Origin of the sequence: Caulobacter vibrioides (genome assembly GCF_002858865.1) — a bacterium.
Lineage (GTDB): Bacteria > Pseudomonadota > Alphaproteobacteria > Caulobacterales > Caulobacteraceae > Caulobacter > Caulobacter vibrioides.
Genome location: NZ_PJRR01000017.1, coordinates 55289 through 76991, shown reverse-complemented (window position 1 = coordinate 76991; position 21703 = coordinate 55289). Strand labels below are relative to the sequence as shown.

Genomic DNA, 21703 nt, shown 5'->3' with positions numbered 1-21703 from the left:
ATATGACGCGCCCGCCGCGCTGTATCAAGCGAAGGCGGTCAAACAGACGCCGGCGGGTCCAGTTTTTTTGGCCCCGTGGCGAGGCCAGACGATCATTCGGGCCAATCGGGATGGAAACGGCGAGGCGGGGACGAGTTTTCCCTGAACAAGACGCTTGCCCGACTCATGCCCGAACATCGCCATTCTGCGCTGGAGGACATCCATGCGCTCCTCATCGGCTCCAGCTTCATCGCCGTCGGGCTGACCCTGCTGAAGGCTGCGGGCCTCGTGACCGGCGGCGTCGCGGGGGTGGCCCTGATCATCTCGTATCTGAGCGACTGGCCGGTGGGCGTGGTGTTCTTCGTTCTGAACCTGCCGTTCTATGTTCTGGCCCAGCGGACCCTGGGCTGGGCGTTCACCTTCAAGACCCTGGCGACCAACCTGCTGCTGGCGGGCCTCGCCTGGGGCATGCCGCACTGGCTGAAGGTCGGCGGCATCGACCCGATCTTCTCGGCCGTCTTCGGCGGCACGATCATCGGCATGGGCATCCTGGCCCTGGCGCGTCACCGCTCCAGCGTCGGCGGGGTCGGGGTCCTGGCGCTCTATCTGCAGGAGCGCCGAGGGATCAGCGCCGGCAAGGTGCAGATGGCGGCCGACTGCGTGGTGGTGGCCGCAGCGTTCTTTACGATCAGCTTCGACAAGCTTCTGCTGTCCATCGCCAGCGCCGTGGCGCTCAGCGCGGTGATCATCGCCAACCACAAGCCGGGGCGGTACGCGGGGTATTGAAAGGGGGGGCGCTCTCCGGCGCCCCTCTCTAATGCGGCAGCAGCGCCATGGCCGCGCTGGCCACGGTGCTGACGGGCAGGGCCTTGAGGTCGGGCGAACGGATCACCGCCACGTGGCCGCGCGGGCCGCACAGCTCCGGATCCGAGGCGTCGGAGAACAGGGCGATGGTCGGCGCGCCGGCGGCCGCCAGCAGGTGCGTCGGACCCGTGTCGTTGCCCACGGTCAGCGCCGCCCTGGCTCCCAGGACGGCCAATTGGGCGAAGTCAGTGCGGCCGGTCAGATCGCGCGCGCCGCCCACGGCCTTCTGGATGTGACGCGCCATGGCGCTTTCCTGGGGACCGCCGATGATGACGATGTCCAGGCCCTTGGCCTTCAGCAGCGAGCCCAGCTGGGCGTAGCACTCGACCGGCCAGCGCTTCTCGAGCCGGTGGGCCGAGCCACCCGGCACGAACAGGACGCAGGGACGCGGCGCGGCGGCGCCGGCGACAGGGCGCGGCTCCTTGTGCTTGCGCAGGATCCACGACAGGTCGGGCGGCGGCGCGCTGCCCGGCTCGGTCGGGGCGTCGGGCCAGATCCCCGCCGCGCGCAGTTGGTCGGCCTGGCGCTCCAGGGTGTGCATGGTGAGGCGGGCCGAGCCCTTCTGGGGCAGTGAGCAGCCCACCGCGATCCCGTTCCATTGCGGCGGGAAGGGGCGCAGCATTTGGAAGTACCAGTTGGTGCGGCTGTTGGTCTGCAGGTCATAGACGCGGTCGTAGCGCGCCTTGCGGATGCGGCCGATCATGGCCAGGGTCTGGCCGAAGTCGTCCGGGCGACCATCGGTCTCGACGGTGTTGAAATAGGGGCTGAGCTTGGCCAGCGCCTCGAAGGGCGGGGTGGTCAGCAGGGTGATCTTGGCCTTGGGGTGGGCTTCGCGGATCTTGCGCATGGCGGCCAGGGCCAGGACGAAGTCGCCCAGCGCCCCAAGCTTGATGACCAGGACCTTCTTGATCTCCTTGCTCAAGACGAACGCTCCAAACCCAACACCTGCGCATAGACCTTGAGGGTCGCTTCGCACATCGCGTCCACTGAATACAACCGCCGAGCACGCACGCGAGCGGTTCGTCCCATGGATTGGCGCCCTGATGCGCCGATATCGATGGCTTCCAGCAGCGCCGCGGCCCAGGCCTCGGCGTCACCGGGCGTGACCAGCCAGCCGGTTTCGCCCGGCAAGACGGTCTCGCGGGTGGCGCCGTGATCGGCCGCCATGACCGGTCGCCCCATGACCTGGGGCTCCACCGCCGTGCGGCCGAACGCTTCGGGCTCCAGGGAGGGAGCAATGGCGAGATCGGCCAGCAGATAGGCGGCCGGCATGTCGTCGCAATGACCGACCAGCTTGACGGCGTCCTCAAGGCCCGCTTGCGCGATCGCCGCTGCCAGTTCGGCGCGATAGCCCTTGCGGCCCTGGTCGTCACCGGCCAGCAGCAGCAGCACCTTGTCCTCTCCGCGCGCCTTCAGCAGCGCCATCGCCTGAACCAGCAGGCCCTGGCCCTTCCAGCGGGTCAGGCGACCGGCCAGCAGCACCTTCAGGCGACGCTCATCCGGCGCAACGCCCCAGGCCTGACGCAGCGCCTCGATCCGATCGGCGCTGACCACGTCGGGCTCGAAGCGCGACAGGTCGACGCCGCGCGGGATGGCCACCACCTTGTCGGCGGCGACGCCGTGCTCGCGGATGACGTGCTCGCGCGTGTATTCGGAATTTGCGATCACCACCGCGCCCTTGGTCATCACCGCATTGTACCAGCGCTTGAGGCCGGACTTGGCGTTGTAGACCCCGTGATAGGTGGCCACGAACGGGACCTTGGTGGCGTGGGCGGCCCACAGCGCGCTGAACGCCGGGGCGCGCGAGCGGGCGTGCACCAGGCTGACCTTCTCGCGCCGGATCAGGTCGATCAGCCGCGCGGCGTTGCCCAGCATGACCAGCGGGTTCTTCGATTGCGCCGGCATCTGGGCCAGACGTCCGCCGTCGGCCTCCAGCCGCGTGGCCATGCGCCCGCCGCGCGTGGCCACCAGCGCCTTGCCGCCTTGCGCGACCACGGCGTGGGCGACATCAATCGTCGTCTGTTCGGCGCCGCCGGTTTCCAGTTCCGGCGTCACTTGCAGCAATGTGAAATGGGCGGGTAGGTCGGGCACGCGAGTCTCGACGGCGATAACCGCCCGTTGTTAGCGAAAGGATCAAGGCGACGCCATGACCGAATCCCGGGGCGCCCTGGCGCGCGAAGACGGATCGACCCTGGCCTGGCGGCGGGTGGACGGCGAAGGCCCGACGGTCGTGTGGCTGGGCGGGTTCCATTCCGACATGACCGGGACCAAGGCCGAGGTCCTGGCCGAGCAGGCCAAGGCGACGGGCGGTTCCTATCTGCGGTTCGACTATTTCGGTCATGGCGAGTCGAGCGGGGCCTTCCAAGACGGCACGATCAGCCGCTGGCGCGCCGACGCCCTGGCGGTGATCGACGAGCTGACCGACGGTCCGCTGATGCTGGTCGGCTCGTCGATGGGCGGCTGGCTCTCGTGCCTGGCGGCGATCGCGCGGCCCGACCGGGTGAAGGCCATGGTGCTGATCGCGCCCGCGCCGGACTTCACCGAGAAGCTGATGGGTCCCGAACTGTCCGCCGAGGCCAGGACGGCGATCGCCCGCGACGGCTTCTGGATCCGGCCCTCGGAGTATGACGACGGCGGCTATCCGATCACCCGCGATCTGCTGGAGGACGGCGCGCGGTGGTCGATCCTGCCGGGGCCCGTGCCGATCGACGTTCCGGTGCGCATCCTGCAGGGCGGAGCGGACCCGGACGTGCCGTGGACCCATGCGCTGGAGCTGGCCAACGCCCTGACCTCGGACAATGTCGTCTTCACCCTGATCAAGGACGGTGACCACCGGCTGTCGCGTCCGCAGGATCTGGAGCGGCTGGTGGCGGCTGTTTCCGAAGCCAAGGGCCTGGCCGAGCCGGAGGAGGGGGATCTCGTCTCCCGCCGCCTGGCGCGGGCGGCCCGGCTACGGAATGCGGCGGGCCTGGAAGCGACCGGCATCGCGCCGCGTCCGCCGGCAATTGATGACGAGTAGCTGGACAAAACCGCCATCAAGCGTATGGTTTGTTCTCGGCTTGTTCTGGATTTTCGTCATGGCGAAGCCTGCGTCTTTGAGCATTGAGCTAGACAGCGACCTAGACCGGCGACTCTCAGAGATCGCCGAGGGGATGGACCAGCCCAAGACGGCGATCATCGAGCGGGCTTTGCGCGACTTCGTCGAATTGCGTGACTGGCAGGATGCGGCGATCGATGAAGGACTGCGCGCTGCAGAAGAAGGCCGTGTCTTTGATCATGACAAGGTCGGCGAATGGATAGACTCGTGGGGGACGCCCAACGAGCGCCCGATGCCGAGTCGTGACTGACGCGTGCGCGTCACCTGGACCGATAGCGCATCGCGCGATCTGAGGTTCGCGTACGCCTGGATTGCGCAGGATCGGCCTGCGGCGGCGCTTAAGCAGGTTCGCAGAATTTGGGAGTTCGCGGCAAAGCTGTCCGACTTTCCCAATCTTGGAAGGCCAGGACGTCGCCCTGGTACGCGTGAACTGGTCGTGCCGGGCGGCCCCTTCATTGTCGCTTACAGGGTGAGCGACGACCTGGTTGAAATCCTGAGGGTCCTTCACGCCTCTCGCCGTTGGCCAACCAGCCCCTAGCCGCCCGCCTTCAGGATCGCCGCCAGACCTTCGCGGTAGGTCGGATGCTTGGGCCGCCACCCCAGCTCCGCCTTGATCAGGGCGTTCGAGACGCGCTTGTTCTCGGCGTAGAACCGCCGCGTCGCCGGCGACATGCCCAGTTCGTTGAACGGCAGGTCCGGCGGAACCGGAACGCCCAGCAGCCTGGCGGCGTGCTCCATGACGTCCTGGGGCGGGGCCGGTTCGTCGTCGACGAGATTGTAAACCCCGCCTGCGCGCGGGTGATCCAGCGAAGCCAGCAGGCCCGAGACGATGTCGTCGACATGGATGCGGCTGAACACCTGTCCCGGCTTGACGATCCGGCGGCCTTCGCCGGCGCGCAGGCGGTCCAGCGCGCTGCGGCCCGGACCATAGATCCCCGGCAGGCGGAAGGTGGTCACCGTCAAGCCCATGCCGCGCCCGACCTGACGCCAGTCGCGCTCTGCGCCGACGCGGCGGGCGCCTTCGACCGACTGGGCCTTGAGCGGCGAGGTTTCGAACACCCAGCGGCCCTCGAAATCGCCATAGACCCCGGTCGTCGACAGATAGCCGATCCAGTCTGGATAGGCCTGGGCCTGTGCCAGGGCCGGGACGATCGACTCCAGCGCCGGACAGCCGTCGGGACCAGGGGGGGCGGTGATGAGGATCGCGTTCACACCGGCGAGCGCGGCGATCATGGCGTCGCGATCGGCCGGATCGGCGGGGGTGATTCCCTTGTCGCGCAGCGCCTGGGCCTGGCCAGGGTCACGCGCCGAGGCGGCGATGTCCCAGCCACGGTCCTGCAAGGCGTCGGCGAAGGCCGCCCCGACATAGCCCAGACCAAACACGAACAGACGCAACGCTGGCGCTCCACCCCGAGAAATCCAGGCTTCAAACCCGCCTGAAACCGGCCCGGATCAAGCCCCGGAAAAAACCCGCGATGCAACCCCTCAAAGGGCGCTTGCAAACCGCGAAGCGCTCTGCCATAAGCCGCCTCCTCGTCGCGGGGCGCTCTTCTGGGCCTCGCCGATGCGGGCGTAGCTCAGTGGTAGAGCGCCACCTTGCCAAGGTGGATGTCGAGAGTTCGAATCTCTTCGCCCGCTCCATTCTCCCGGTTTCCGGGCAGGCTGGATGAGACCATATCTCGCGAATATGCGCGGGCGTAGCTCAGTGGTAGAGCGCCACCTTGCCAAGGTGGATGTCGAGAGTTCGAATCTCTTCGCCCGCTCCATTCTCGGTTTTCCCGACAATTGGATCTTATCGACTTGTTCCCTCGGGATGGTCGATTCGCGTGTGGACGCGGCGTGGGCTTGGCCTAATCTTGGCCCCATGACTCAGCATCGCACTTGGCGCGCCGCCCTGGCCGGCGTCTGTCTCACCGCCTTGGTCGTTTCGTCCGCCTGGGCTGGTCCCTCCGAAACGCTGACCGGCCTGGTGGCCCGCTACGAGGCGCTCGGCAATACGGATGGGGACCCCGACGACGGCGGCGGCGACGCGGCGCGCTGGCGGCTTCCCGATGTCTCGCCGGCCGCTGACGCCGCCAGGCTGACCAAGCTCAAGGCGATCTCGGCGGACCTCTCGTCCATGGACATGGTGGGGCTGTCGGAAGACGAGAAGCTGACGCGCGATCTTCTGCTGTGGGCGGTGAAGGATCGCGTCGAGGCGGGCGGCTTCGACGAGGCGCGCATGCCGTTCAGCAGCGACGGCGGCTTCGACGTGATGATGCTGTACCGCGCCAGCGGCATGCGGCTGAAGACCGAGGCCGAGGCGCGACGCTGGATCGCGCTGCTCAACCGCATGCCCGCCTGGTACGCCGCCAATATCGCCAACGCTCGCCGCGGCGTGAGCACGGGTTTCGTCCACGCGGTTTCGACCGCCCAGGCCGTCCAGGACCGCGCCCAGCGCGCTGCGACGACGCCGCTGACCGAGGATCCGCTGCTGGCGCCGCTGCGCAATCTGCCGGCCGGCATGCCCGAAGCCACCCGCGCGGCGCTGGTCGCCGAGGGCGAGAAGGCGATCAAGGACAGCGTCGCGCCCGCCCGCGCCGGCTTCGTCAAGTTCATGGCCGAAGAGTATGTGCCGCGCGCGGCCAAGAGCCTGGCGGCCTCCGACCTGCCCGACGGCAAGCGCTACTATGCGTTCCTGGCGCGTCGCCACACGACCACGACCCTGACGCCCGACCAGATCCACGACATCGGCCAGGCCGAGGTGAAGCGCATCCGGGCCCGCATGGAAGAGACCATGAAGGCCGCCGGCTTCCAGGGCGACCTGCCGGCCTTCATCGCCATGTTGCGCAAGGAGCCGCGCTTCTACGCCACCAGCCGCCAGCAGCTGCTGGAGAAGTCCAGCGAGATCGCCAAGCGCGCCGATGACCAGCTGCCGGCCCACTTTGGCGTTCTGCCGCGGCTGCCCTATGGCGTGCGGGCGGTGCCGGCCAGCATCGAGAAGGGCTACACGACCGGCCGCTATTTCGGCGGCGACGCCAAGGTCGGCCGCGCGGGCGGCCTGATGATCAACACCTCCGAGCTGGACCAGCGGCCGCTCTACGAGCTGCCGGCCCTGGTGCTGCACGAAGGCGCGCCGGGCCACCATCTCCAGACCGCGCTGGCCGCCGAGCAGGTCAATGTGCCGGAGTTCCGCAAGAACCTCTATTTCACCGCCTTCGGCGAGGGCTGGGGCCTCTATTCGGAATGGCTGGGCGAGGGGATGGGCATCTATCGCGACCCCTATGAGCTGTTCGGCCGGCTTTCCTACGAGATGTGGCGCGCCTGCCGTCTGGTCGCCGACACCGGCATGCACTGGAAGGGCTGGAGCATCGATCAGGCCCGCGTATGCTTCACCGACAACACCGCTCTGTCGCCCACCAATATCGAGGTCGAGCTCAAGCGCTATGTCTCCTGGCCCGGCCAGGCCCTGGCCTACAAGATCGGCGAGCTGAAGATCCTGGAGCTGCGCAAGCGCGCGGAGACCAAGCTGGGCGACAGGTTCGACGAGCGTGGCTTCCATGACGCGTTGCTGCTGCGCGGCTCGCTGCCGCTGGCCGTGCTGGAAACCCGGATCGACGCCTGGACGGCGCAAGAGCTGGCCAAGCCCGCGACGGCCGCCAAGAAGAAGGACTGACCTTGGTGCGGATCACGGTTCTGGGCGAGTGCATGGTCGAGCTGTCGCCGGAAGCCGGCGACGGCGGCGCGCCGCTCTATCGGATGGGCTTCGCCGGGGACACCTTCAACACGGCGATCTACATGGCGCGGCTGGGCGACCAGGTCGCCTACTGTACCGCGCTGGGGCAGGGGGACCCGTTCAGCGAAGGCGTGCTGGCGGCCATGCGCCGCGAAGGCATGGACACCCAGCTGGTGCGCCAGGTCGAGAACCGCCTGCCGGGCCTCTACGCCATCATCCTGGACGAGCACGGCGAGCGGAAGTTCCACTATTGGCGCGAGCGGGCCCCGATCCGCGATCTGTTCTCGGCCCACACCGCCGACCAGCTGATCGAGGCCGCCAAGGCCAGCGATCTTGTCTATCTGTCGGGGGTGACCCTGGCGGTGATCGGCGACATCGGGCGGGCGCGGCTGCGCGACATCCTCGCTTACGTCCACTCGCACGGCGTGGCCGTGGCGCTGGACTTCAACTACCGCCCGGCCCTCTGGCCCAGCGCCGAGGCCGCCCGCGCCGCGCTGGACGGTGTGGTCCCCGCCTGCCGCTATGTCTCGCTGAGCAGCGAAGACAGCCGCCCGCTCTACGGTCGCGAGGCCGAGGACCTCGCCGCCGAATGGGCGGCCGCCGGCGCCGAGGTGGTGGCGCGGGATGAGAGCCATGCCGTCAATGTTCACACACCGGAGGGCCGCACGGCGACGCCGGCCCCCGCGCGGGTGAAGGCCGTGGACACGACCGGCGCGGGCGACAGTTTCAACGCCGCCTACCTGTCCTCGCGGTTGGCGGGCGCGGCGATCCCCGACGCCGTCGCCAGGGCGCACGCCTTGGCCGGGATCGTGGTCTCCCATCGAGGCGCGATTGTGCCGCCGGAGATAGGTTTAGCCCCCTTAGGCTGAGCCCCCTTGTGGCCGTGTCCCTTCTTGGCCTTCGGCGCCGTAGCGGCTCCCGATGCGCGCCATCCGGTGGATGCGGCCTGGGTGATGGCGACACGGGACTTCTTTCAGAAAACACCCTTGATTCGTCGGACGGCGAGGCGCTGCGAGAGGGGGATATCCTGCGTTCTATCCACAGAGCTCCATGAGCGTAGTGGCGGCCTAAGCGACGAAAAAACAATCGCTTAGCTCGGGCTTGCATGAGTGAAATAGGAATATCTTCCTCTGTGCGGAATATAAACCTATAGTGGTGTTCGCCGGCTGCGCTCGCGGCCTGGAGGAGAGGACGCCATGCTGGTTCAAGCCCTTGAGGACATCTGGGCGATCACGCCCGATCCCCGACGCGACCGCCTGACGGTCGGCTTCGTCACCCACCTTGTCTCCCTGGCCACCGGCGTGCCGGCGCTGGAGATCGCAACGCCCAAGCGGGCGTCCCATACGGCGGTGCGCGCCCGGCAACTCGCCATCTACCTGACCCACATCACCCTGAACTGGCCTCTGGCGCGCGTGGCCTTCGCCTTTGGTCGGGATCGGACGACCTGCGGGCATGCCTGCCGCAAGATCGAGGATTTGCGCGAGGACGAGGCCTTTGATCGGCGGCTGTGCGAACTGGAGGCCTGCCTGCGTCAGGCCCCGTCGCACGCTCAGGACCTGCCGTGATGACCGGCGCGCTTCAGGCCCGTTTCGAGGCGGCTTTGGACGCCGAGCGCCGCGCTGAACGCGCGATGCGGCTGCTGGCCAGGCCCGGCGCGGTGATCGAGCCCCATGGCGGCGGCTATGGCGTCCGGCTCGGCGCCAGTCGTCGTCGCAGCGTGATGCTGACCCTGGACGAGGCCGCCTTCGCGGTTCTGGCCCGCGAGGCCACGCTGAAGCCGCGTCGGGAAGGGGGCTGGACGATGGTCGCGCGGCCCGAAGTGGCGGCGCCGCCGCCGCCGGGGCGCCCGGGTGTCATCGAGGCCTCGGTCGAGACGGCCGAAGGGGTTGTTCGTCGAAACCTCGGGGAGTCGCCGATCGCGTGGCTGGCCCGTCGTCGCGACAGCCACGGACGCCCATGGCTTGGTCCCGCCGAGGTCGCGGCCGCCGAACGGCTTCGCGAGGAGTTCGAGAGCCTGGGAACGCTGGGTCGCATGACCATGCGATGGGACGCCACGCCCCGCGTCGACGGGGGCCAAACGGTGCTGGCCCCCGCTGAGCGCGACCACGCCACGCGCCAGAGGATCGCCCGCGCGCTCACCGCGGTCGGGCCGGGACTGCGCGACATTCTGGAGCGCGTCTGCCTGATGGGCTCGGCGCTCGAGGCGGCGGAGGATTCGCTGAAGCTCCCCCGGCGCGCGGGCAAGACGGTGTTGAAGCTGGCCCTGCAGGCGTTGGCCAGACACTACCGGATGGCGTGAGGCGAAGTTCAGTCGATCTTGGTCGGCAGGGTCGCGCCGACGTGGTCGACGCCCAGCGCCTCGCAATGCAGCACCTGGCGGTGACGCTCGGCGGCGCGCGCTTTCTGCTCCTCGCTGCGCTGGTCATGGCAAGCGGGGCAGGCCACGCCTTCGACATAGAGCGGCGAGGCCTGATCCTGCGGACTGACCGGCATGCGGCAACCCCGGCACAGGACGTGGTCGCCCTTGGCCAGGCCATGGCCCACCGAGACGCGCTCGTCGAAGACGAAGCACTCGCCGCGCCAGAGGCTTTCCGGCTGCGGGATCTGTTCCAGATAGTCCAGAACGCCGCCCTTCAGGTGGAAGACCTGCTCGACGCCCTCGGCCTTCAGGAAGGCGGTCGACTTCTCGCAGCGGATGCCGCCGGTGCAGTACATCGCCACCTTCAGCGGCGCGTCTGGGCTTCGTTCGGCCTCGACGCTCTTGCGCCAGTCGCGGAACCAGGCGGGGAAGTCGGCGAAGCTGTCGGTCTGCGGATCGATCGCGCCCTCGAAGCGTCCGACCGCCACCTCGTAGGCGTTGCGGGTGTCGATCACCAGGACGTCCGGATCGCGGATCAGGGCGTTCCAGTCGGCGGGCGCGACATAGGTTCCAGCATCGGTCGGATCCAGGTCTGGCTCGCCCAGGGTGACGATCTCCTTCTTCAGCCGGACCTTCATCCGGTAGAAGGGCATGCGCTCGGCCCAGGCGGTCTTGGGCGTCAGATCCGCGCAGCCGGGCAGGGCGCGGATATGAGCCAGCACCGCCTCGATGGCGGCGCCCTCGCCGGCGATCGTGCCGTTGATCCCTTCGCGCGCCAAAAGCAGAGTGCCTTTGACGCCAAGGCTGCAGCACAGGGCCGCCAGCGGCCCCTGGATCGCCGCCGGATCCTCAAGCCGCGTGAAGCGATACAGCGCGGCGACGCGATAGCTAGCCAAGCGCGGCCTGCGCGTCGCGCTGGATGCGGGCGACCATCGACTTCAGGCCATTCGAACGCTGCGACGACAGCGCCTCGGACAGGCCCAGTCGGTCAAAGGCGGCCTTGGCGTCGAAGCCGGCAATGTCGGCGGCGGCTCGACCCGAATAGAGCCGCAGCAGGATGGCGATCAGGCCGCTGACGATGTGGGCGTCGCTGTCGCCGCGAAAGACGATCGAGCCGTCGGCTTGCGGCTCGGTCACCAGCCACACCTGGCTGGCGCAGCCGCGCACCTTGTTCGCTTCGGAGCGTTCGGCGTCGGTCAGCGGCGCCAGGTCCTTGCCGAGCTCGATGACATAGCGATAGCGCTCTTCCCAATCGCCCAGCAGTTCGAACTCGTCGGCGAGGTCGGTCAGGGCGGTGTCGATGGGGCTGGTCATGCGCGGCGTTTAGGCGCCTTGCCGCGCCAAGGCAAGCACCGGCTAGGCGGCTCTGAGGATCAGGCGGGCCAGGAAACCGGCGCCGAGGCTGGAGGAGAGCTTCAGCTGCCCGCCCATGGCGCGCGACAGCAGGTCCACGATCGGCAAACCAAGGCCGGCGCCTTCGTGGGTGCGCGTGAGCGCGCAGCCGCCTTGTTCGAAGGGCTGGAGCAGGCGCGGCAGCTCGGCGCTTTCGACGCCTGGGCCCTGGTCGCGGATGGCGATCTCGATCTCGCCGTCCACGCGTGCGGCCGTGACATGGATGACGCCGCCGGCGGGCGAGTGCGTGACCGCGTTCTGCAGCAGGTTGGTCAGCATGGTCCGAAGGCCCCGGCTGTCGGCCTGAACCGAGGGCAGGGCGCCTGCGCCGACGACGTGGACGATCACGTCCCGGCGGGCGATCTCGGCGCGCAGGCTGTCGACGACGTCCTCGATGGCCTCGTCGAGGGACTCAGGCGTCATCTCGATATCGCTGGCCTGGCCCTCAAGCCGCGCGAGTTCGACGATCTGGTTGACCAGCTTCAGCAGCTTCAGGCCGCTGTCATGCACGATCGTGGCGTATTCGCGATACTGGGGGCTGCCCAAGGGGCCATAGAGCTCCTGCGACAGGATTTCCGAGAAGCCGATGACGGCGTTCAGCGGGGTTCGCAGTTCGTGGCTGACCATCCGCAGGAAGGAGCGCTTGCGCTCTTCCAGCGCCAGTTGGCGGCGCGCCTGTGCAGCCGCGCGGCGATCGGCCGGCGAGGGCGTGACGGCGCTGTCTTGCGACGCGTCCTGGATCGCCGGCTGTGCCATGGGGTCTCCCGGACCTTCTGTCCGTGCTGAATCAGATGATCAGCATGGGAGCAGGCGCTTACGATTCCGTTTCCGTCCACAGGGCTTCCACCACGAAAGGTCGCCCGCAGATTGTGCGGGGTTGGAGGGAAGGCCCGCCCCGCGTTAAGGTTTGACGACGGTGATCCTCCCCACCGCGCTAAAAAGTCGACTGGCCTTGGAATTCGAGACGCTTCCAGACCCGTTCAGACGTCCGGCCGCACGCGCCGCCGGGCTCGATCCCGCGCACGCCTGGCGGCTCGGGTGGCTGGCGGCTGTCTGTCTGGCGGCGGCGGCGGCCCTGTTCACCGCCGACTCCGGCGGTTGGCCTGTGTGGGCGGCGCTCGGGGCCGGCGCCCTGCCTGCCTTGGTCTCGCTGATCTTCACGCGGGAGGACGAACGCACCCAGTCCCGGCTCTTGGTGCTGTGGGCCGTGGGCGGCTCGCTGGCGGCGGTGCTGACCGGCGGCGTGGGCGGGGCCATGGCCGCCTGGTGTCTCGCGCCCGTGGCGGCCGCCTCCACCCAGGATCAGCCCAAGCGTCTGGCCGAGGGCGCGGCCCTGGCCCTGATCGGCGCCTGTGTCGCGGCGCTGACCCAGCTTTCCGGCCTGGCGCCCGCGGCGCCGACGGGACCGCTGGCCTTCGTTCTGGGCTTTCTGGCGCTGGTGACGACCGGTCTTGGTCTCGCCGCCGGCCTCCTGATCGGCCGGCGTCGCCAGGGCGCGCGCGACGATCGCTACGCCAGCGAGATCATCGGTCTGGAGACCTTGCTCGACGGCCTGCCGCACCTGGCGATCGCCGTCCGGGGGCAGGGACAGGTGACCGCCGTGCGCGGCGCGGCGCCGCCCGGCGTCACCCGCGCTGATCTCGTCAATCGCGGTCTGACCGGCGCGGCTGCGCCCGGCGACCGTCAGCGCCTGACCGCCGCTATCGCCCAGGCTCATCGTGAGGGCTCGGCCAGCCTGACCTTCAACCCCGCGCTGGGCGTCGAGCGCGTGGTGGCCCTGGACATGCACCGCGTTGCGCCGAACCAGCTGGTCGGCGTGCTGCGCGACATCACGGTGGAGCGCCATCGCGAGCACGCGCTCGACCAGGCGCGCATCGACGCCGAGGCCCTGGCCGCCGGCCGCGCGCGGTTCCTGGCCAATATGAGCCATGAGCTTCGCACGCCCCTGAACGCGATCATGGGCTTCTCCGACATCATGCGGGCGCGGATGTTTGGTCCGCTGAGCGACCGCTACGCCGAGTACGCTGAGCTGATCCACGAGAGCGGCGGCCATCTGCTGGACCTGATCAACGACGTGTTGGACATGTCCAAGATCGAGGCCGAACGGTTCGAGCTGCAGCGCGGCGTGTTCGACGCGCGCGAGGCGGTTCAGGCGGCGATGCGGCTGCTGCGCGTTCAGTCCGACACCGCCGGAGTTCAGCTGCGCGGCGTCCTGCCGCCCGGCGAGCTGGAGGTCGACGCCGATCGCCGCGCGCTGAAGCAGATCGTCCTGAACCTCGTCTCGAACGCCCTGAAGTTCACCCCGCGCGGCGGGCAGGTGACCGTCACGGCGCACGGCTATGACGGCGTGCTCGAGATCGTGGTCGCCGATACGGGCGTCGGGATCAGTCCTGAGGACCTGGAACGCCTGGGGCGTCCCTACGAGCAGGCCGGCGGGGCCGAACAGCGCGCGCGGGGCACGGGCCTTGGCCTGTCGCTGGTGCGGGCTTTCGCCCAGCTGCATGGCGGCGAGATGGTGATCGAGAGCCGCCTGGGCGCAGGCACGACCGTGTCGGTGCGTCTGCCTGTGCTGCTGGCGCCGATGGTCGCTGCGACGCCGACGCCGACGCCGCCAGCCGCGCCAGAAGCGCCTTCGGCGCCGGAACCCGCTCCCACGGTCGAGGAACCGCCGCCGGCCAGCCTGGGCGACAACGTCATCGCCTTTGCGCCGCGCTGAGGCGCTCTGGCCTTACCGCAGGAACGCCCGTCCGGCGGCGAAGTCTCCGACCTCGATATAGGCCTTGCGCGTGACCTCCTCGCCGCGTCCGGCGAAGGCGAACTCCACCGTGACCGCTTCACGAGGGTCCAGTTGCGACATCGCCTCGGCTACCGCCTCCGGAAACCGGAAGGCCAGGCCCGTCTTGGCGCCGGTCGGCAGCAGGGTGACCGGGGCCTCCTCGCGCCGCTCGGCCGTGAAGACCAGGCTGGCGTTGCGCGGCGGGATCTTGCCCGCGAGATTCTTGCCCGACCGCGCGTCGATATAGGGGCCGAGCGTGCGCTTGGTGTCGCGCAGAATGATCCGCGCCACATAGGGGCGTTGGCCGTTCTCGAAGGTGGAGACAGCCAGCACGGCCTTGGCGCGCCCGGCCAGACCGAACATCAGGCGGTCGGTCCCAAAGCTCGACGGCTGCGACAGGCGCCAGACCGGAATGGTGGCCGACACCGACCGCTCGGCCTTCCAAGACGAGACATCGCCCGGATAGGTCATGGTCAGCAGCTGGGAGTAGCCCTCGAAGGCCTTCTTCACGCGGGCGGCGGCCACGGTGAGGTCCTTGGAGTCGCAGGTGGCGCTGGCGGCCTTGGCGCGGGCGCGTTGTTCGAGCGCGGCGACCTGCAGTTCGGTGGCGCCCGAGCGCAGCGCGGCGCCGCGGGCCTGGGCGCGGGCGGCGTCGAGCGCGGACGAGATGGTCGGCGAGAACAGCCGGCAGCGGCCGTCGGCCGCTGTCATCAGGGTGCGCTCATAGAGCTGCCCGCCTGTATCAGCGGCGAGGAGCGCGCCCGGACAGGCGCAGGCCATCAGGCCGATCGCCATGGCGATCCCGCGTCGAATGCGACCTTTGGGGTGCTCTGCGAACGTCATTGGCCTATGGGAGTGACGAAACTTGAAGGACGGGTTCTAGACGCGCCCGGGTTGCGGTTCGGTTAGCGATGCTTCTTTCGACGGATATCTGGGTCGCGGCGCTGATCCGCCGGGCCGAACTGGGCGGGGCCTTCGCCACGGTCGCTCGCAAGGGTGACGCGCGCGCCGGCGCGGTTCTGGTCAAGGCGGTCGATCGCCGGGAGGGGACCGCGCGCCTGTTCAGCGAGGCGACGCGCGGAGACGGCGAGCGCTTTTGGATGCAGCCTGTGCGCTCGACCTTCGAGCCGGATCTGGACGCCTACGTCGAGCGCGCCGCGCGTATCGACCCCGATATCTGGGTGGTCGAGATCGAGGATCGCGACGGTCGCCATTTTCTGACCGAGCCGATTGAGTCGTGAGCGACGACCGCCCCGCTGAAAGGGGCGGGCCGAGATGGCGTTAACCTTGCTCCTAAACCGGAGCGAAAGCGTGCGTCGGGCATGATGGACGGGTCCAAGGTCCCCTCAACAGCGCTCGCGTACCCGCCATGCTTTTCCTCATGAACGATGTGGTCTTGAGCTTCGACGCGGCGGAACTGACGCCGCCGGTGACGCGCGACCGTTTCGCCAAGCTCTCGCTGAGCTATGTCGGAGAGCTGGGCAAGGAGCTGTTCTCCGAGGAGCCCCTGCTGCATATGAAGGATCGCGAACGGGCCGAGCGTCTGGCCGCCCTGATCGTATCCAAGACCCCGGAAATCAACGCGGCGCTGTTTATCGCTCCGGGCCGGGGTTGCCGGGTCGCGGACGTGCAGGTGCGCTATGCGCAGCTGAGCGTCGAGGTCATGGCGACTTTGCTTGAGCGGCAGAACAGCGGCGCGCTCACCAATATTGAAGCCGATCGCCAGGTCTGGCGTCGTCTCGCCGCCTAAAGCGTTCTCCGATCCGTGTGACACGACGATCGGGTCTGCGGCGCTCCAACCTTCTGATCTGATGGTTCAACCAGATAGAAAAGGGGCCTAGACGAAGTTCATCATCCAGCTCAGCGCCACGGCCGAAGCGGCCAGACCGGCGATCGCCAGGGCCAGGCACAAGGCGCTGCCTGCGGGATGTTGACGAGTCGGGGCGCGATGATGGTCGAGCAGGGCCATCTTTCGATTTCCTCCATACGCCCGGCGATCTGACGCCTGCCGGTGCGGATGAGGGGAGGATGACTCCAAACCGGATGTTCGAACAGGGGCATTTTGTCGCCTGGACGTCACGACGCGAGGCGACGCGCCTTGCCAGCCGGCGTGCGTGTCGCTTAGCCTCAATTCGGGGTTGTGGATTGGGGCTTTGTCAGGTCGATGTTTGTTCGTGCTGTGCTGGGCTTGGTTTTGAGTCTGGCGATACTTGGCCGCCCCAGCCTGGCGCGCGCCGAATGGCAGCGGGCCGAGAGCGCCCACTTCGTGGTGTACAGCGACGGCGGCGAAAGCGGTCTGCGCGCCTTCACCGCCAAGCTCGAGGACTTCGACGCGCTGCTGCGTCTGTTCCACGGCCGAGCGCCGGACCAGGACGACACGGCGCGCAAGCTGGATGTTTATCTGGTGCGCAGCGCCGACCAGTTGCAGCGCGTTTTTCCTGACGCAGAGTCCGCGGCGGGCGTCTACACCGCCGGGCCCAACGACATTTTCGCGGTCGCTATTCGCAAGTCCACAGGCCTGGCCGACGACGCCGTGCTGCATGAGTACGTCCACCACTTCATGCTGCAGCACTATCCTGGCGCCTATCCCGCGTGGCTGGTCGAAGGCTACGCCGAGTACTTCATGACCGCCGATATCCAGGACAAGAAAATCCTGGTCGGGGCGCCCAACGGGGCGCGGGTCTCCAACCTCTTGAACGGCTCCTGGGTGTCCTCGCGCGATCTCTTGACCAAGCGTCCCCGCGCGCTCACCGAGCGTCAGGGCGCTATGTACTACGGCCAGTCCTGGCTTTTGACCCATTACATGCTGTCGGATCCCGAACGGAAAAAGCAGCTGTCGGCCTTTGTGGCGGCGACGGCGCGCGGCGAGGAGCCGCTGACGGCCTGGCCGAAGACGACGGGCGTCGCGGTGGATGATCTGGAACGGGTGATGCGCGGCTATCTGCGCAGCGCCATCCCCAACAAGACGCTGGTCCGCGACAAGCAGCCGGACTTTCCCATGGTGGTGACGACCCTCCCGGCGTCGGCCGGTGACCTGATGCTCGAAAACCAGCTGGCCAAGCGCGGGCCGCCGAAGGAGCTTGGTCAGAGGCTGCTGAAGACGGTGCGCGCCGACGCGGCGAAGTATCCCGGGGACCGCCTGGCCACCCTGACCCTGGCGCGTGTGGAGGCCGACTATGGCGATCGCGCCGCGGCCGAGACGATGTTGGCCGACTGGATCGCCAAGCATCCCGACGACGCCGAAGCCTTGCGTCTGGCGGGGGAGAGCCGTCTCGACGCGGCCAAGGCGCTCAAGGACAAGCCCGCTGAGGCCAAGGCCCTGGTCGCCGAGGCGGCCAAGTTCTTTGGTCGAGCCAACAAGGCCCAGCCCGACGCCTATCAGACACTCTATGGCTTTGCGAAGACGCGCGTCGGCGAGCCCGGCTATCCCAGCGACAACACGCTGAACGTTCTGGAGCTCAGCGCGCAACTGGCGCCGCAGGTCTCGGAGATCCGCCTGACGGCCGGCCAGGCGCTCGCCGCACGCGGGCGCTATGCTGACGCCCATGCCATGCTTGAGCCAGTCGCCAACAGCCCCCATGGCGGGCAGATGAGCGAGACCGCCGCGGCCTTGCTGAAGTCCATTCGCGAGAAACTCGCCGCGGCGCCGGGCCAGAGCCCGTCGTCCTGAACGACAGATCGAAACAGGATCGGCCCGAGCCTTCGTCTTGCTTGTCGCCCCGCGTCGTCCGGCGCAGGTGACAAGGACGCTTCGGACGGGTAGGTCCCCGCCCATGAGCACTGCACCCGCCGCTGAAGCCGCCCGTCGGCGCACCTTCGCCATCATCAGCCACCCCGACGCCGGCAAGACGACCCTGACGGAAAACATCCTGCTGGCCGGCGGGGCGATCCGGGCCGCCGGCGCCGTGCGGGCGCGCGGCGAGAACCGTCGCACCCGGTCGGACTGGATGAAGATCGAGCGCGAGCGCGGGATCTCGGTCAGCGCCTCGGTGATGACGTTCGACCACGACGGCAAGATGTTCAATCTCTTGGACACGCCGGGCCACGAGGACTTCTCGGAGGACACCTACCGCACCCTGACGGCCGCCGACGCGGCGATCATGGTGCTGGACGCCGCCAAGGGCATCGAGCCCCAGACCCTGAAGCTGTTCGAGGTCTGCCGCCTGCGCGACATCCCGATCATCACCTTCATCAACAAGATGGACCGCGAGGCCCAGGACCCGATCGAGCTCTTGGACGAGATCGCCGCCAAGCTGGCCCTGGATCCCGCGCCGCTCTACTGGCCGGCGGGCTCAGGCGGTCGCTTCAAGGGCATGCTGGACATGCGCGAGGGGATGTTCATCCCCTACGCCAAGCGCACCGGCGGCGCAGCCGATGACGAGGGTCACCCCGAGCCTGTCGCCTTTGACGGCAACTCGATCAACCAGTTCCTGGAAGACGCCGAAAAGGCCGAGCTGGAAGAGCAGGCCGAGCTGGTCGGCGGCGGCTATCCGACGTTCGAGGTCCAGTCGTTCCTGGAAGGCCACATGACGCCGGTGTTCTTCGGCTCGGCCCTGCGCCATTTCGGCGTCAAGCAGCTCTTGGCCGGCATCGGCGCCTACGCCCCGTCGCCCAAGGCCATGAAGGCCGAAAAGAACGGTGAGCCGACCAGCGTCGAGCCCGGCGACAAGGAGGTCTCGGGCTTCGTCTTCAAGGTCCAGGCGAACATGGACCCCAATCACCGCGACCGCATCGCCATGCTGCGCCTGACCAGCGGCCGCTTCACGCGCGGCATGAAGCTGAAGGCCCAGAACACCGGCAAGGCCATGAGCGTCAACGCGCCGATCATGTTCTTCGCCTCCGACCGCGAGCTGGCCGAGGACGCCTTCGCCGGCGACGTGATCGGCATTCCGAACCACGGCGTGCTGCGGGTGGGCGACAGCCTGTCCGAGAGCGGGACGCTGCGCTTCGCCGGCCTGCCCAACTTCGCGCCGGAAATCCTGCGCCGCGTGCGCGTGAAGGATCCGCTGAAGGCCAAGCACCTGAAGAAGGCGCTGGAGGGCCTGGCCGAGGAAGGCGTCACCCAGCTGTTCCGCCCGATGATCGGCAGCGACTTCATCGTCGGCGCCGTGGGCCAACTGCAGTTCGAGGTCATGGCCGACCGGCTGTCCAATGAGTACCAGCTGGACGTGATCTTCGAGAACAGCCCCTTCGCCGAGGCGCGCTGGCTGGTGGGCGAGCGCGCCGCAGTCGAGGACTTCGTCGACAAGCACAAGTCGGCCATGGGCCAGGACATCGACGAAGCGCCGGTCTTCCTGGGCAAGAGCGCCTGGGAGATCGGCTACGTCGCCGACAAGTACCCGAAGGTGCGGTTCGAGCGGACCAAGGAGCGGGCGTAGGGGCGTCAGGCGGCGGGCCGCTCCGCTCCGCTGGAGCGAACAGAGCCTACAGCGCTACGTAGCCGTCGAGCTGCGCCAGCTGAACGTGATCCGCCTCCGCGAGAGGCGGGCCGTCCATCACCGCCTTGAAGGCCACCTTGAACGCCGCCATCTCCTCGGGCGTGCCGACCGAGATGCGCACGGCGTTGGGCCAGATCGGCCAGGTGCGGCCGATCATGACATTCCTGGCCTTCATCGCCGCCATCACCGCGCGGCCATTGCGGCCGGTATCGATCATGAAGCAGTTGGTCTGCGGATCGCCGATGACCTTGTAGCCATTGGCCGTCAGCCAGGCGATCGTGTCGCGACGGGTGTCGCCGATGATCTTGCGGCGCTCGGGGACAAGCTTCGGGTCCTCCAGCGAGGCGCGGGCGGCGGCTGAACCGGTGATCGGCATGGCGTTCTGGCCGAACGGTTTCAGCTTGGCCAACAGGTCCGGACGGCCCGCCGCGAAGCCGCAGCGGATGCCGGCCATGCCATAGATCTTCGAGAAGGTGCGTAGGACGATCAGGTCCTTGCCCTGGGCGACCAGGTCCAGGGTGTCGGGCTCGTCGGTCAAGTGGATATAGGCCTCGTCGACCAGCAGGATCGAGCCCGCGGGCTTGTTCTCCAGCGCCCAGACGATGTCCTGCTTGGTCGTGAGCGTGCCGGTCGGATTGTTGGGGTTGCAGATATAGATGACGCCCGCCTGGGCGTCGGCGGCGACCATCGCCTTGACGTCGTGGGCGAAGGCGCTGGTCAGGGGCGTCTTGATGGTCTTGGCTTGGCTGGTGCGGGCCGCGAACATGCCCGCCTCGTAGGACGGATCGGCGGTGACGAAGCTCTTGGTCGGCGAGGTAAAGGCCAGGACGCTGTAGTGCAAAGGCTCGGACGAGCCGGCATAGACGGCGATGAACTCCGGCTTCAGGCCGCTCTGCGTCGCGATGATCTTGATCAGGCGCTCGGTTTCGCCGGTCAGGTCATAGCGTCCGCCCAGCGGCGCCACGCGCGCGATGGCGTCGCAGGCGGCCTTGCTGGGACCCAGCGGGTTTTCGTTGGCGTTGATCAGCACCATGCCGGACGGCGGCGCATTGGCGCTCTGGCCGTGCAGCGCCATGCCCGAGGGCGGGGCGGGGGTCTGGGCCGCGTAAGCCAGGCTGGCCTCGGTCATGATCGGCGCTGCGGTGGCCAGGAAGGCGGCGCTGCGCAGGAAGGAGCGCCGCGCCAGCGCGGGCTTGTCCGAGGTTTCGGTGGCCATGGTCGTTCTTCCCCAGCGTTGCGAGGGCTCAAGGACGCGCCGAGGGCGCCGGCCGCGCAAGGGTCGGGCAGGCGATAAAGCGCTCGGCGCCTAAGCCCCGGGCAGGCATACGCACTTGTCGATTGTGTCGGCGCGAATTTGGAGCGCCGTTACGGTCCGCTGGTCCTTTGGTTGCCCCGCTAGCCGGGGAACTTCATTAGGTTCGGCTTGGGGATAGCGGCCTTGAAGCTGCCGCGCGACTTGGCCGTATCCAGCCCGAACTCCGCCCAGGCCGACAGAAAGCCGCTGGTCGGCTCGCCGGGGGAAGCGGGGACAAGGTCCAGCACGGGGCGCGAGGCGACCGCGGCGCGCGCCAGGGCCCAGACTTCCGGCTCGGCGGTCGCATAGTCACCGTCCGCGGCGACCAGCTGGCCGGCCAAAGCAGGGTCCAGGAACCGCAGGGTGACGGCCGTCTCCGGCGGCAGGTCGGTGAGGCTTTCCAGGGCTTCGGTCAGGGCTGTCAGGCTCATCTTGGCGCTGCTGGTGCGCCGCTCGCCGCCGGCGGCGCCCTTGATCGCCGCCGCGCCGGTCTCGCCGTCCATCTTCCGCACATAGGCCCATCCGCCATAGCCCGGGTCTGAGCGGCAGAGGTTGGCGATCCAAAGGGTGACGGCGGCCATGTCGGGCTCCGGAATCGACGATCCTGAGCGCTTTCTAGCCTGCTTCGCGCCGTTTGGGGGAGGGTGGGGTGGAATGAAGGGTGAACGGACGCTTAAAACTTAGAGTTAACGTCATTTTAAGGTCGGTGAACAAAGTTCTAAGAACGGCGGGCGCGGGGCCGCCGTGCGCGTATTCGGCAAAGCAAGAAGTGTGCCAATTCAATACGCG

23 protein-coding genes and 2 tRNA genes are annotated in these 21703 nt (G+C 68.3%); 15 read left to right on the top strand and 10 right to left on the bottom strand.

The features are described from left to right. The first annotated feature begins 165 nt into the window (after nt 1–165). A complete protein-coding gene (locus tag CVUC_RS13770; RefSeq protein ID WP_096032801.1) occupies nt 166–765 on the top strand; it encodes a YitT family protein in 600 nt (199 codons plus the stop codon). Nucleotides 766–793: 28 nt separating this feature from the next. Here the strand turns inward: CVUC_RS13770 and CVUC_RS13765 are convergent, their stop codons facing one another. Both CVUC_RS13765 and CVUC_RS13760 read right to left on the bottom strand, forming a co-directional pair. Beyond that, on the bottom strand, nt 794–1765 hold the full coding sequence (locus tag CVUC_RS13765; protein ID WP_096032802.1) for a glycosyltransferase family 9 protein: 972 nt from the start codon (nt 1763–1765) through the stop codon (nt 794–796). Beyond that, a complete protein-coding gene (locus tag CVUC_RS13760) occupies nt 1762–2934 on the bottom strand; it encodes a glycosyltransferase family 4 protein (RefSeq protein ID WP_012640128.1) in 1173 nt (390 codons plus the stop codon). Before CVUC_RS13760 ends, CVUC_RS13765 begins: the two co-directional genes overlap by 4 nt. 55 nt (nt 2935–2989) lie before the next feature. Here CVUC_RS13760 and CVUC_RS13755 point away from each other — a divergent pair, with 55 nt between their 5' ends. The 3 genes from CVUC_RS13755 to CVUC_RS13745 are packed head-to-tail and all read left to right on the top strand — an operon-like array spanning nt 2990 to nt 4478. Then, the gene (locus CVUC_RS13755; protein WP_096032803.1) at nt 2990–3862 is read left to right on the top strand and encodes an alpha/beta hydrolase; all 873 of its coding nucleotides are present in this window, start codon (nt 2990–2992) and stop codon (nt 3860–3862) included. Between the two features lie 58 nt (nt 3863–3920). After that, entirely contained in the window at nt 3921–4190 is a 270-nt protein-coding gene (locus CVUC_RS13750) for a CopG family ribbon-helix-helix protein (RefSeq protein WP_012640129.1), read from the top strand. 3 nt (nt 4191–4193) lie between these two features. Next, nucleotides 4194–4478: a type II toxin-antitoxin system RelE/ParE family toxin gene (locus CVUC_RS13745; protein ID WP_096032804.1), complete on the top strand. Its 285-nt coding sequence runs from the start codon at nt 4194–4196 to the stop codon at nt 4476–4478. Here CVUC_RS13745 and CVUC_RS13740 read toward each other — a convergent pair. After that, nucleotides 4475–5335 (bottom strand): SDR family oxidoreductase, encoded by an 861-nt coding sequence (locus tag CVUC_RS13740; protein WP_096032805.1) that lies wholly within the window; start codon nt 5333–5335, stop codon nt 4475–4477. The genes CVUC_RS13745 and CVUC_RS13740 overlap by 4 nt on opposite strands. Before the next feature lie 171 nt (nt 5336–5506). Here CVUC_RS13740 and CVUC_RS13735 point away from each other — a divergent pair. From CVUC_RS13735 to CVUC_RS13710, 6 genes are all read left to right on the top strand, one after another. After that, nucleotides 5507–5581, top strand: a tRNA-Gly gene (locus CVUC_RS13735). Between the two features lie 50 nt (nt 5582–5631). Next, a tRNA-Gly gene (locus CVUC_RS13730) sits at nt 5632–5706 on the top strand. A gap of 98 nt (nt 5707–5804) precedes the next feature. Beyond that, nucleotides 5805–7595: a DUF885 domain-containing protein gene (locus tag CVUC_RS13725; RefSeq protein ID WP_164468083.1), complete on the top strand. Its 1791-nt coding sequence runs from the start codon at nt 5805–5807 to the stop codon at nt 7593–7595. Between the two features lie 2 nt (nt 7596–7597). After that, nucleotides 7598–8524 (top strand): sugar kinase, encoded by a 927-nt coding sequence (locus CVUC_RS13720; RefSeq protein WP_096032807.1) that lies wholly within the window; start codon nt 7598–7600, stop codon nt 8522–8524. A 327-nt stretch (nt 8525–8851) separates the two neighbouring features. Further along, nucleotides 8852–9220, top strand: a complete 369-nt coding sequence (locus tag CVUC_RS13715) for a helix-turn-helix domain-containing protein (protein ID WP_096032808.1) — start codon at nt 8852–8854, stop codon at nt 9218–9220. Next, nucleotides 9220–9954 (top strand): DUF6456 domain-containing protein, encoded by a 735-nt coding sequence (locus CVUC_RS13710; protein ID WP_164468084.1) that lies wholly within the window; start codon nt 9220–9222, stop codon nt 9952–9954. Before CVUC_RS13715 ends, CVUC_RS13710 begins: the two co-directional genes overlap by 1 nt. Before the next feature lie 8 nt (nt 9955–9962). On the opposite strand, the gene CVUC_RS13705 is transcribed toward CVUC_RS13710, so the two are convergent. Genes CVUC_RS13705 through CVUC_RS13695 form a run of 3 tightly spaced genes read right to left on the bottom strand, consistent with a single transcriptional unit; the run spans nt 9963 to nt 12162 of the window. Beyond that, nucleotides 9963–10910 (bottom strand): rhodanese-related sulfurtransferase, encoded by a 948-nt coding sequence (locus CVUC_RS13705; protein WP_096032809.1) that lies wholly within the window; start codon nt 10908–10910, stop codon nt 9963–9965. After that, on the bottom strand, nt 10903–11328 hold the full coding sequence (locus tag CVUC_RS13700; protein ID WP_010918945.1) for a SufE family protein: 426 nt from the start codon (nt 11326–11328) through the stop codon (nt 10903–10905). Before CVUC_RS13700 ends, CVUC_RS13705 begins: the two co-directional genes overlap by 8 nt. A gap of 42 nt (nt 11329–11370) precedes the next feature. Further along, nucleotides 11371–12162, bottom strand: a complete 792-nt coding sequence (locus CVUC_RS13695) for a sensor histidine kinase (protein WP_010918946.1) — start codon at nt 12160–12162, stop codon at nt 11371–11373. Between the two features lie 196 nt (nt 12163–12358). On the opposite strand from CVUC_RS13695, the gene divJ reads away from it, so the two are divergent. Further along, a complete protein-coding gene (gene divJ, locus CVUC_RS13690) occupies nt 12359–14122 on the top strand; it encodes a cell cycle sensor histidine kinase DivJ (protein ID WP_164468085.1) in 1764 nt (587 codons plus the stop codon). Nucleotides 14123–14134: 12 nt separating this feature from the next. Here divJ and CVUC_RS13685 read toward each other — a convergent pair whose 3' ends face one another. Further along, nucleotides 14135–15025 (bottom strand): hypothetical protein, encoded by an 891-nt coding sequence (locus CVUC_RS13685; RefSeq protein ID WP_010918948.1) that lies wholly within the window; start codon nt 15023–15025, stop codon nt 14135–14137. 68 nt (nt 15026–15093) lie between these two features. Between CVUC_RS13685 and CVUC_RS13680 the strand changes: the two genes are divergently transcribed. Both CVUC_RS13680 and CVUC_RS13675 read left to right on the top strand, forming a co-directional pair. Further along, nucleotides 15094–15423 (top strand): DUF1491 family protein, encoded by a 330-nt coding sequence (locus tag CVUC_RS13680; protein WP_096032810.1) that lies wholly within the window; start codon nt 15094–15096, stop codon nt 15421–15423. A 128-nt stretch (nt 15424–15551) separates the two neighbouring features. After that, nucleotides 15552–15932 carry a hypothetical protein gene (locus tag CVUC_RS13675; protein WP_010918950.1) on the top strand — a complete coding sequence of 127 codons (381 nt, stop codon included), beginning with the start codon at nt 15552–15554 and terminating at the stop codon, nt 15930–15932. A gap of 87 nt (nt 15933–16019) precedes the next feature. On the opposite strand, the gene CVUC_RS19920 is transcribed toward CVUC_RS13675, so the two are convergent. Next, complete coding sequence (locus CVUC_RS19920) at nt 16020–16151, bottom strand: hypothetical protein (RefSeq protein WP_024265664.1); 132 nt, start codon at nt 16149–16151, stop codon at nt 16020–16022. A gap of 171 nt (nt 16152–16322) precedes the next feature. Between CVUC_RS19920 and CVUC_RS13665 the strand changes: the two genes are divergently transcribed. Both CVUC_RS13665 and CVUC_RS13660 read left to right on the top strand, forming a co-directional pair. Beyond that, the gene (locus tag CVUC_RS13665; protein WP_096032812.1) at nt 16323–17852 is read left to right on the top strand and encodes a tetratricopeptide repeat protein; all 1530 of its coding nucleotides are present in this window, start codon (nt 16323–16325) and stop codon (nt 17850–17852) included. A 103-nt stretch (nt 17853–17955) separates the two neighbouring features. Then, nucleotides 17956–19560, top strand: coding sequence for a peptide chain release factor 3 (locus CVUC_RS13660; RefSeq protein ID WP_096032813.1), 1605 nt, complete (start codon nt 17956–17958; stop codon nt 19558–19560). 46 nt (nt 19561–19606) lie between these two features. Here CVUC_RS13660 and CVUC_RS13655 read toward each other — a convergent pair whose 3' ends face one another. Both CVUC_RS13655 and CVUC_RS13650 read right to left on the bottom strand, forming a co-directional pair. Continuing rightward, complete coding sequence (locus tag CVUC_RS13655) at nt 19607–20836, bottom strand: pyridoxal phosphate-dependent aminotransferase (protein WP_096032814.1); 1230 nt, start codon at nt 20834–20836, stop codon at nt 19607–19609. Between the two features lie 179 nt (nt 20837–21015). Further along, nucleotides 21016–21495, bottom strand: a complete 480-nt coding sequence (locus CVUC_RS13650; protein WP_096032815.1) for a ribonuclease H — start codon at nt 21493–21495, stop codon at nt 21016–21018. Nucleotides 21496–21703 lie beyond the last annotated feature (208 nt).

Bases quoted from the DNA above. Each gene is read 5' to 3' on its own strand.
- CVUC_RS13685 (WP_010918948.1), bottom strand. From the start codon at position 15,025: ATGACGTTCGCAGAGCACCCCAAAGGTCGCATTCGACGCGGGATCGCC.
- CVUC_RS13725 (WP_164468083.1), top strand. From the start codon at position 5,805: ATGACTCAGCATCGCACTTGGCGCGCCGCCCTGGCCGGCGTCTGTCTC.
- CVUC_RS13680 (WP_096032810.1), top strand. From the start codon at position 15,094: ATGCTTCTTTCGACGGATATCTGGGTCGCGGCGCTGATCCGCCGGGCC.
- CVUC_RS13660 (WP_096032813.1), top strand. From the start codon at position 17,956: ATGAGCACTGCACCCGCCGCTGAAGCCGCCCGTCGGCGCACCTTCGCC.
- CVUC_RS13750 (WP_012640129.1), top strand. From the start codon at position 3,921: ATGGCGAAGCCTGCGTCTTTGAGCATTGAGCTAGACAGCGACCTAGAC.
- CVUC_RS13755 (WP_096032803.1), top strand. From the start codon at position 2,990: ATGACCGAATCCCGGGGCGCCCTGGCGCGCGAAGACGGATCGACCCTG.
- CVUC_RS13695 (WP_010918946.1), bottom strand. From the start codon at position 12,162: ATGGCACAGCCGGCGATCCAGGACGCGTCGCAAGACAGCGCCGTCACG.
- CVUC_RS13715 (WP_096032808.1), top strand. From the start codon at position 8,852: ATGCTGGTTCAAGCCCTTGAGGACATCTGGGCGATCACGCCCGATCCC.
- CVUC_RS13655 (WP_096032814.1), bottom strand. From the start codon at position 20,836: ATGGCCACCGAAACCTCGGACAAGCCCGCGCTGGCGCGGCGCTCCTTC.
- CVUC_RS13710 (WP_164468084.1), top strand. From the start codon at position 9,220: ATGACCGGCGCGCTTCAGGCCCGTTTCGAGGCGGCTTTGGACGCCGAG.
- CVUC_RS19920 (WP_024265664.1), bottom strand. From the start codon at position 16,151: ATGGCCCTGCTCGACCATCATCGCGCCCCGACTCGTCAACATCCCGCA.
- CVUC_RS13700 (WP_010918945.1), bottom strand. From the start codon at position 11,328: ATGACCAGCCCCATCGACACCGCCCTGACCGACCTCGCCGACGAGTTC.
- CVUC_RS13770 (WP_096032801.1), top strand. From the start codon at position 166: ATGCCCGAACATCGCCATTCTGCGCTGGAGGACATCCATGCGCTCCTC.
- CVUC_RS13675 (WP_010918950.1), top strand. From the start codon at position 15,552: ATGCTTTTCCTCATGAACGATGTGGTCTTGAGCTTCGACGCGGCGGAA.
- CVUC_RS13650 (WP_096032815.1), bottom strand. From the start codon at position 21,495: ATGGCCGCCGTCACCCTTTGGATCGCCAACCTCTGCCGCTCAGACCCG.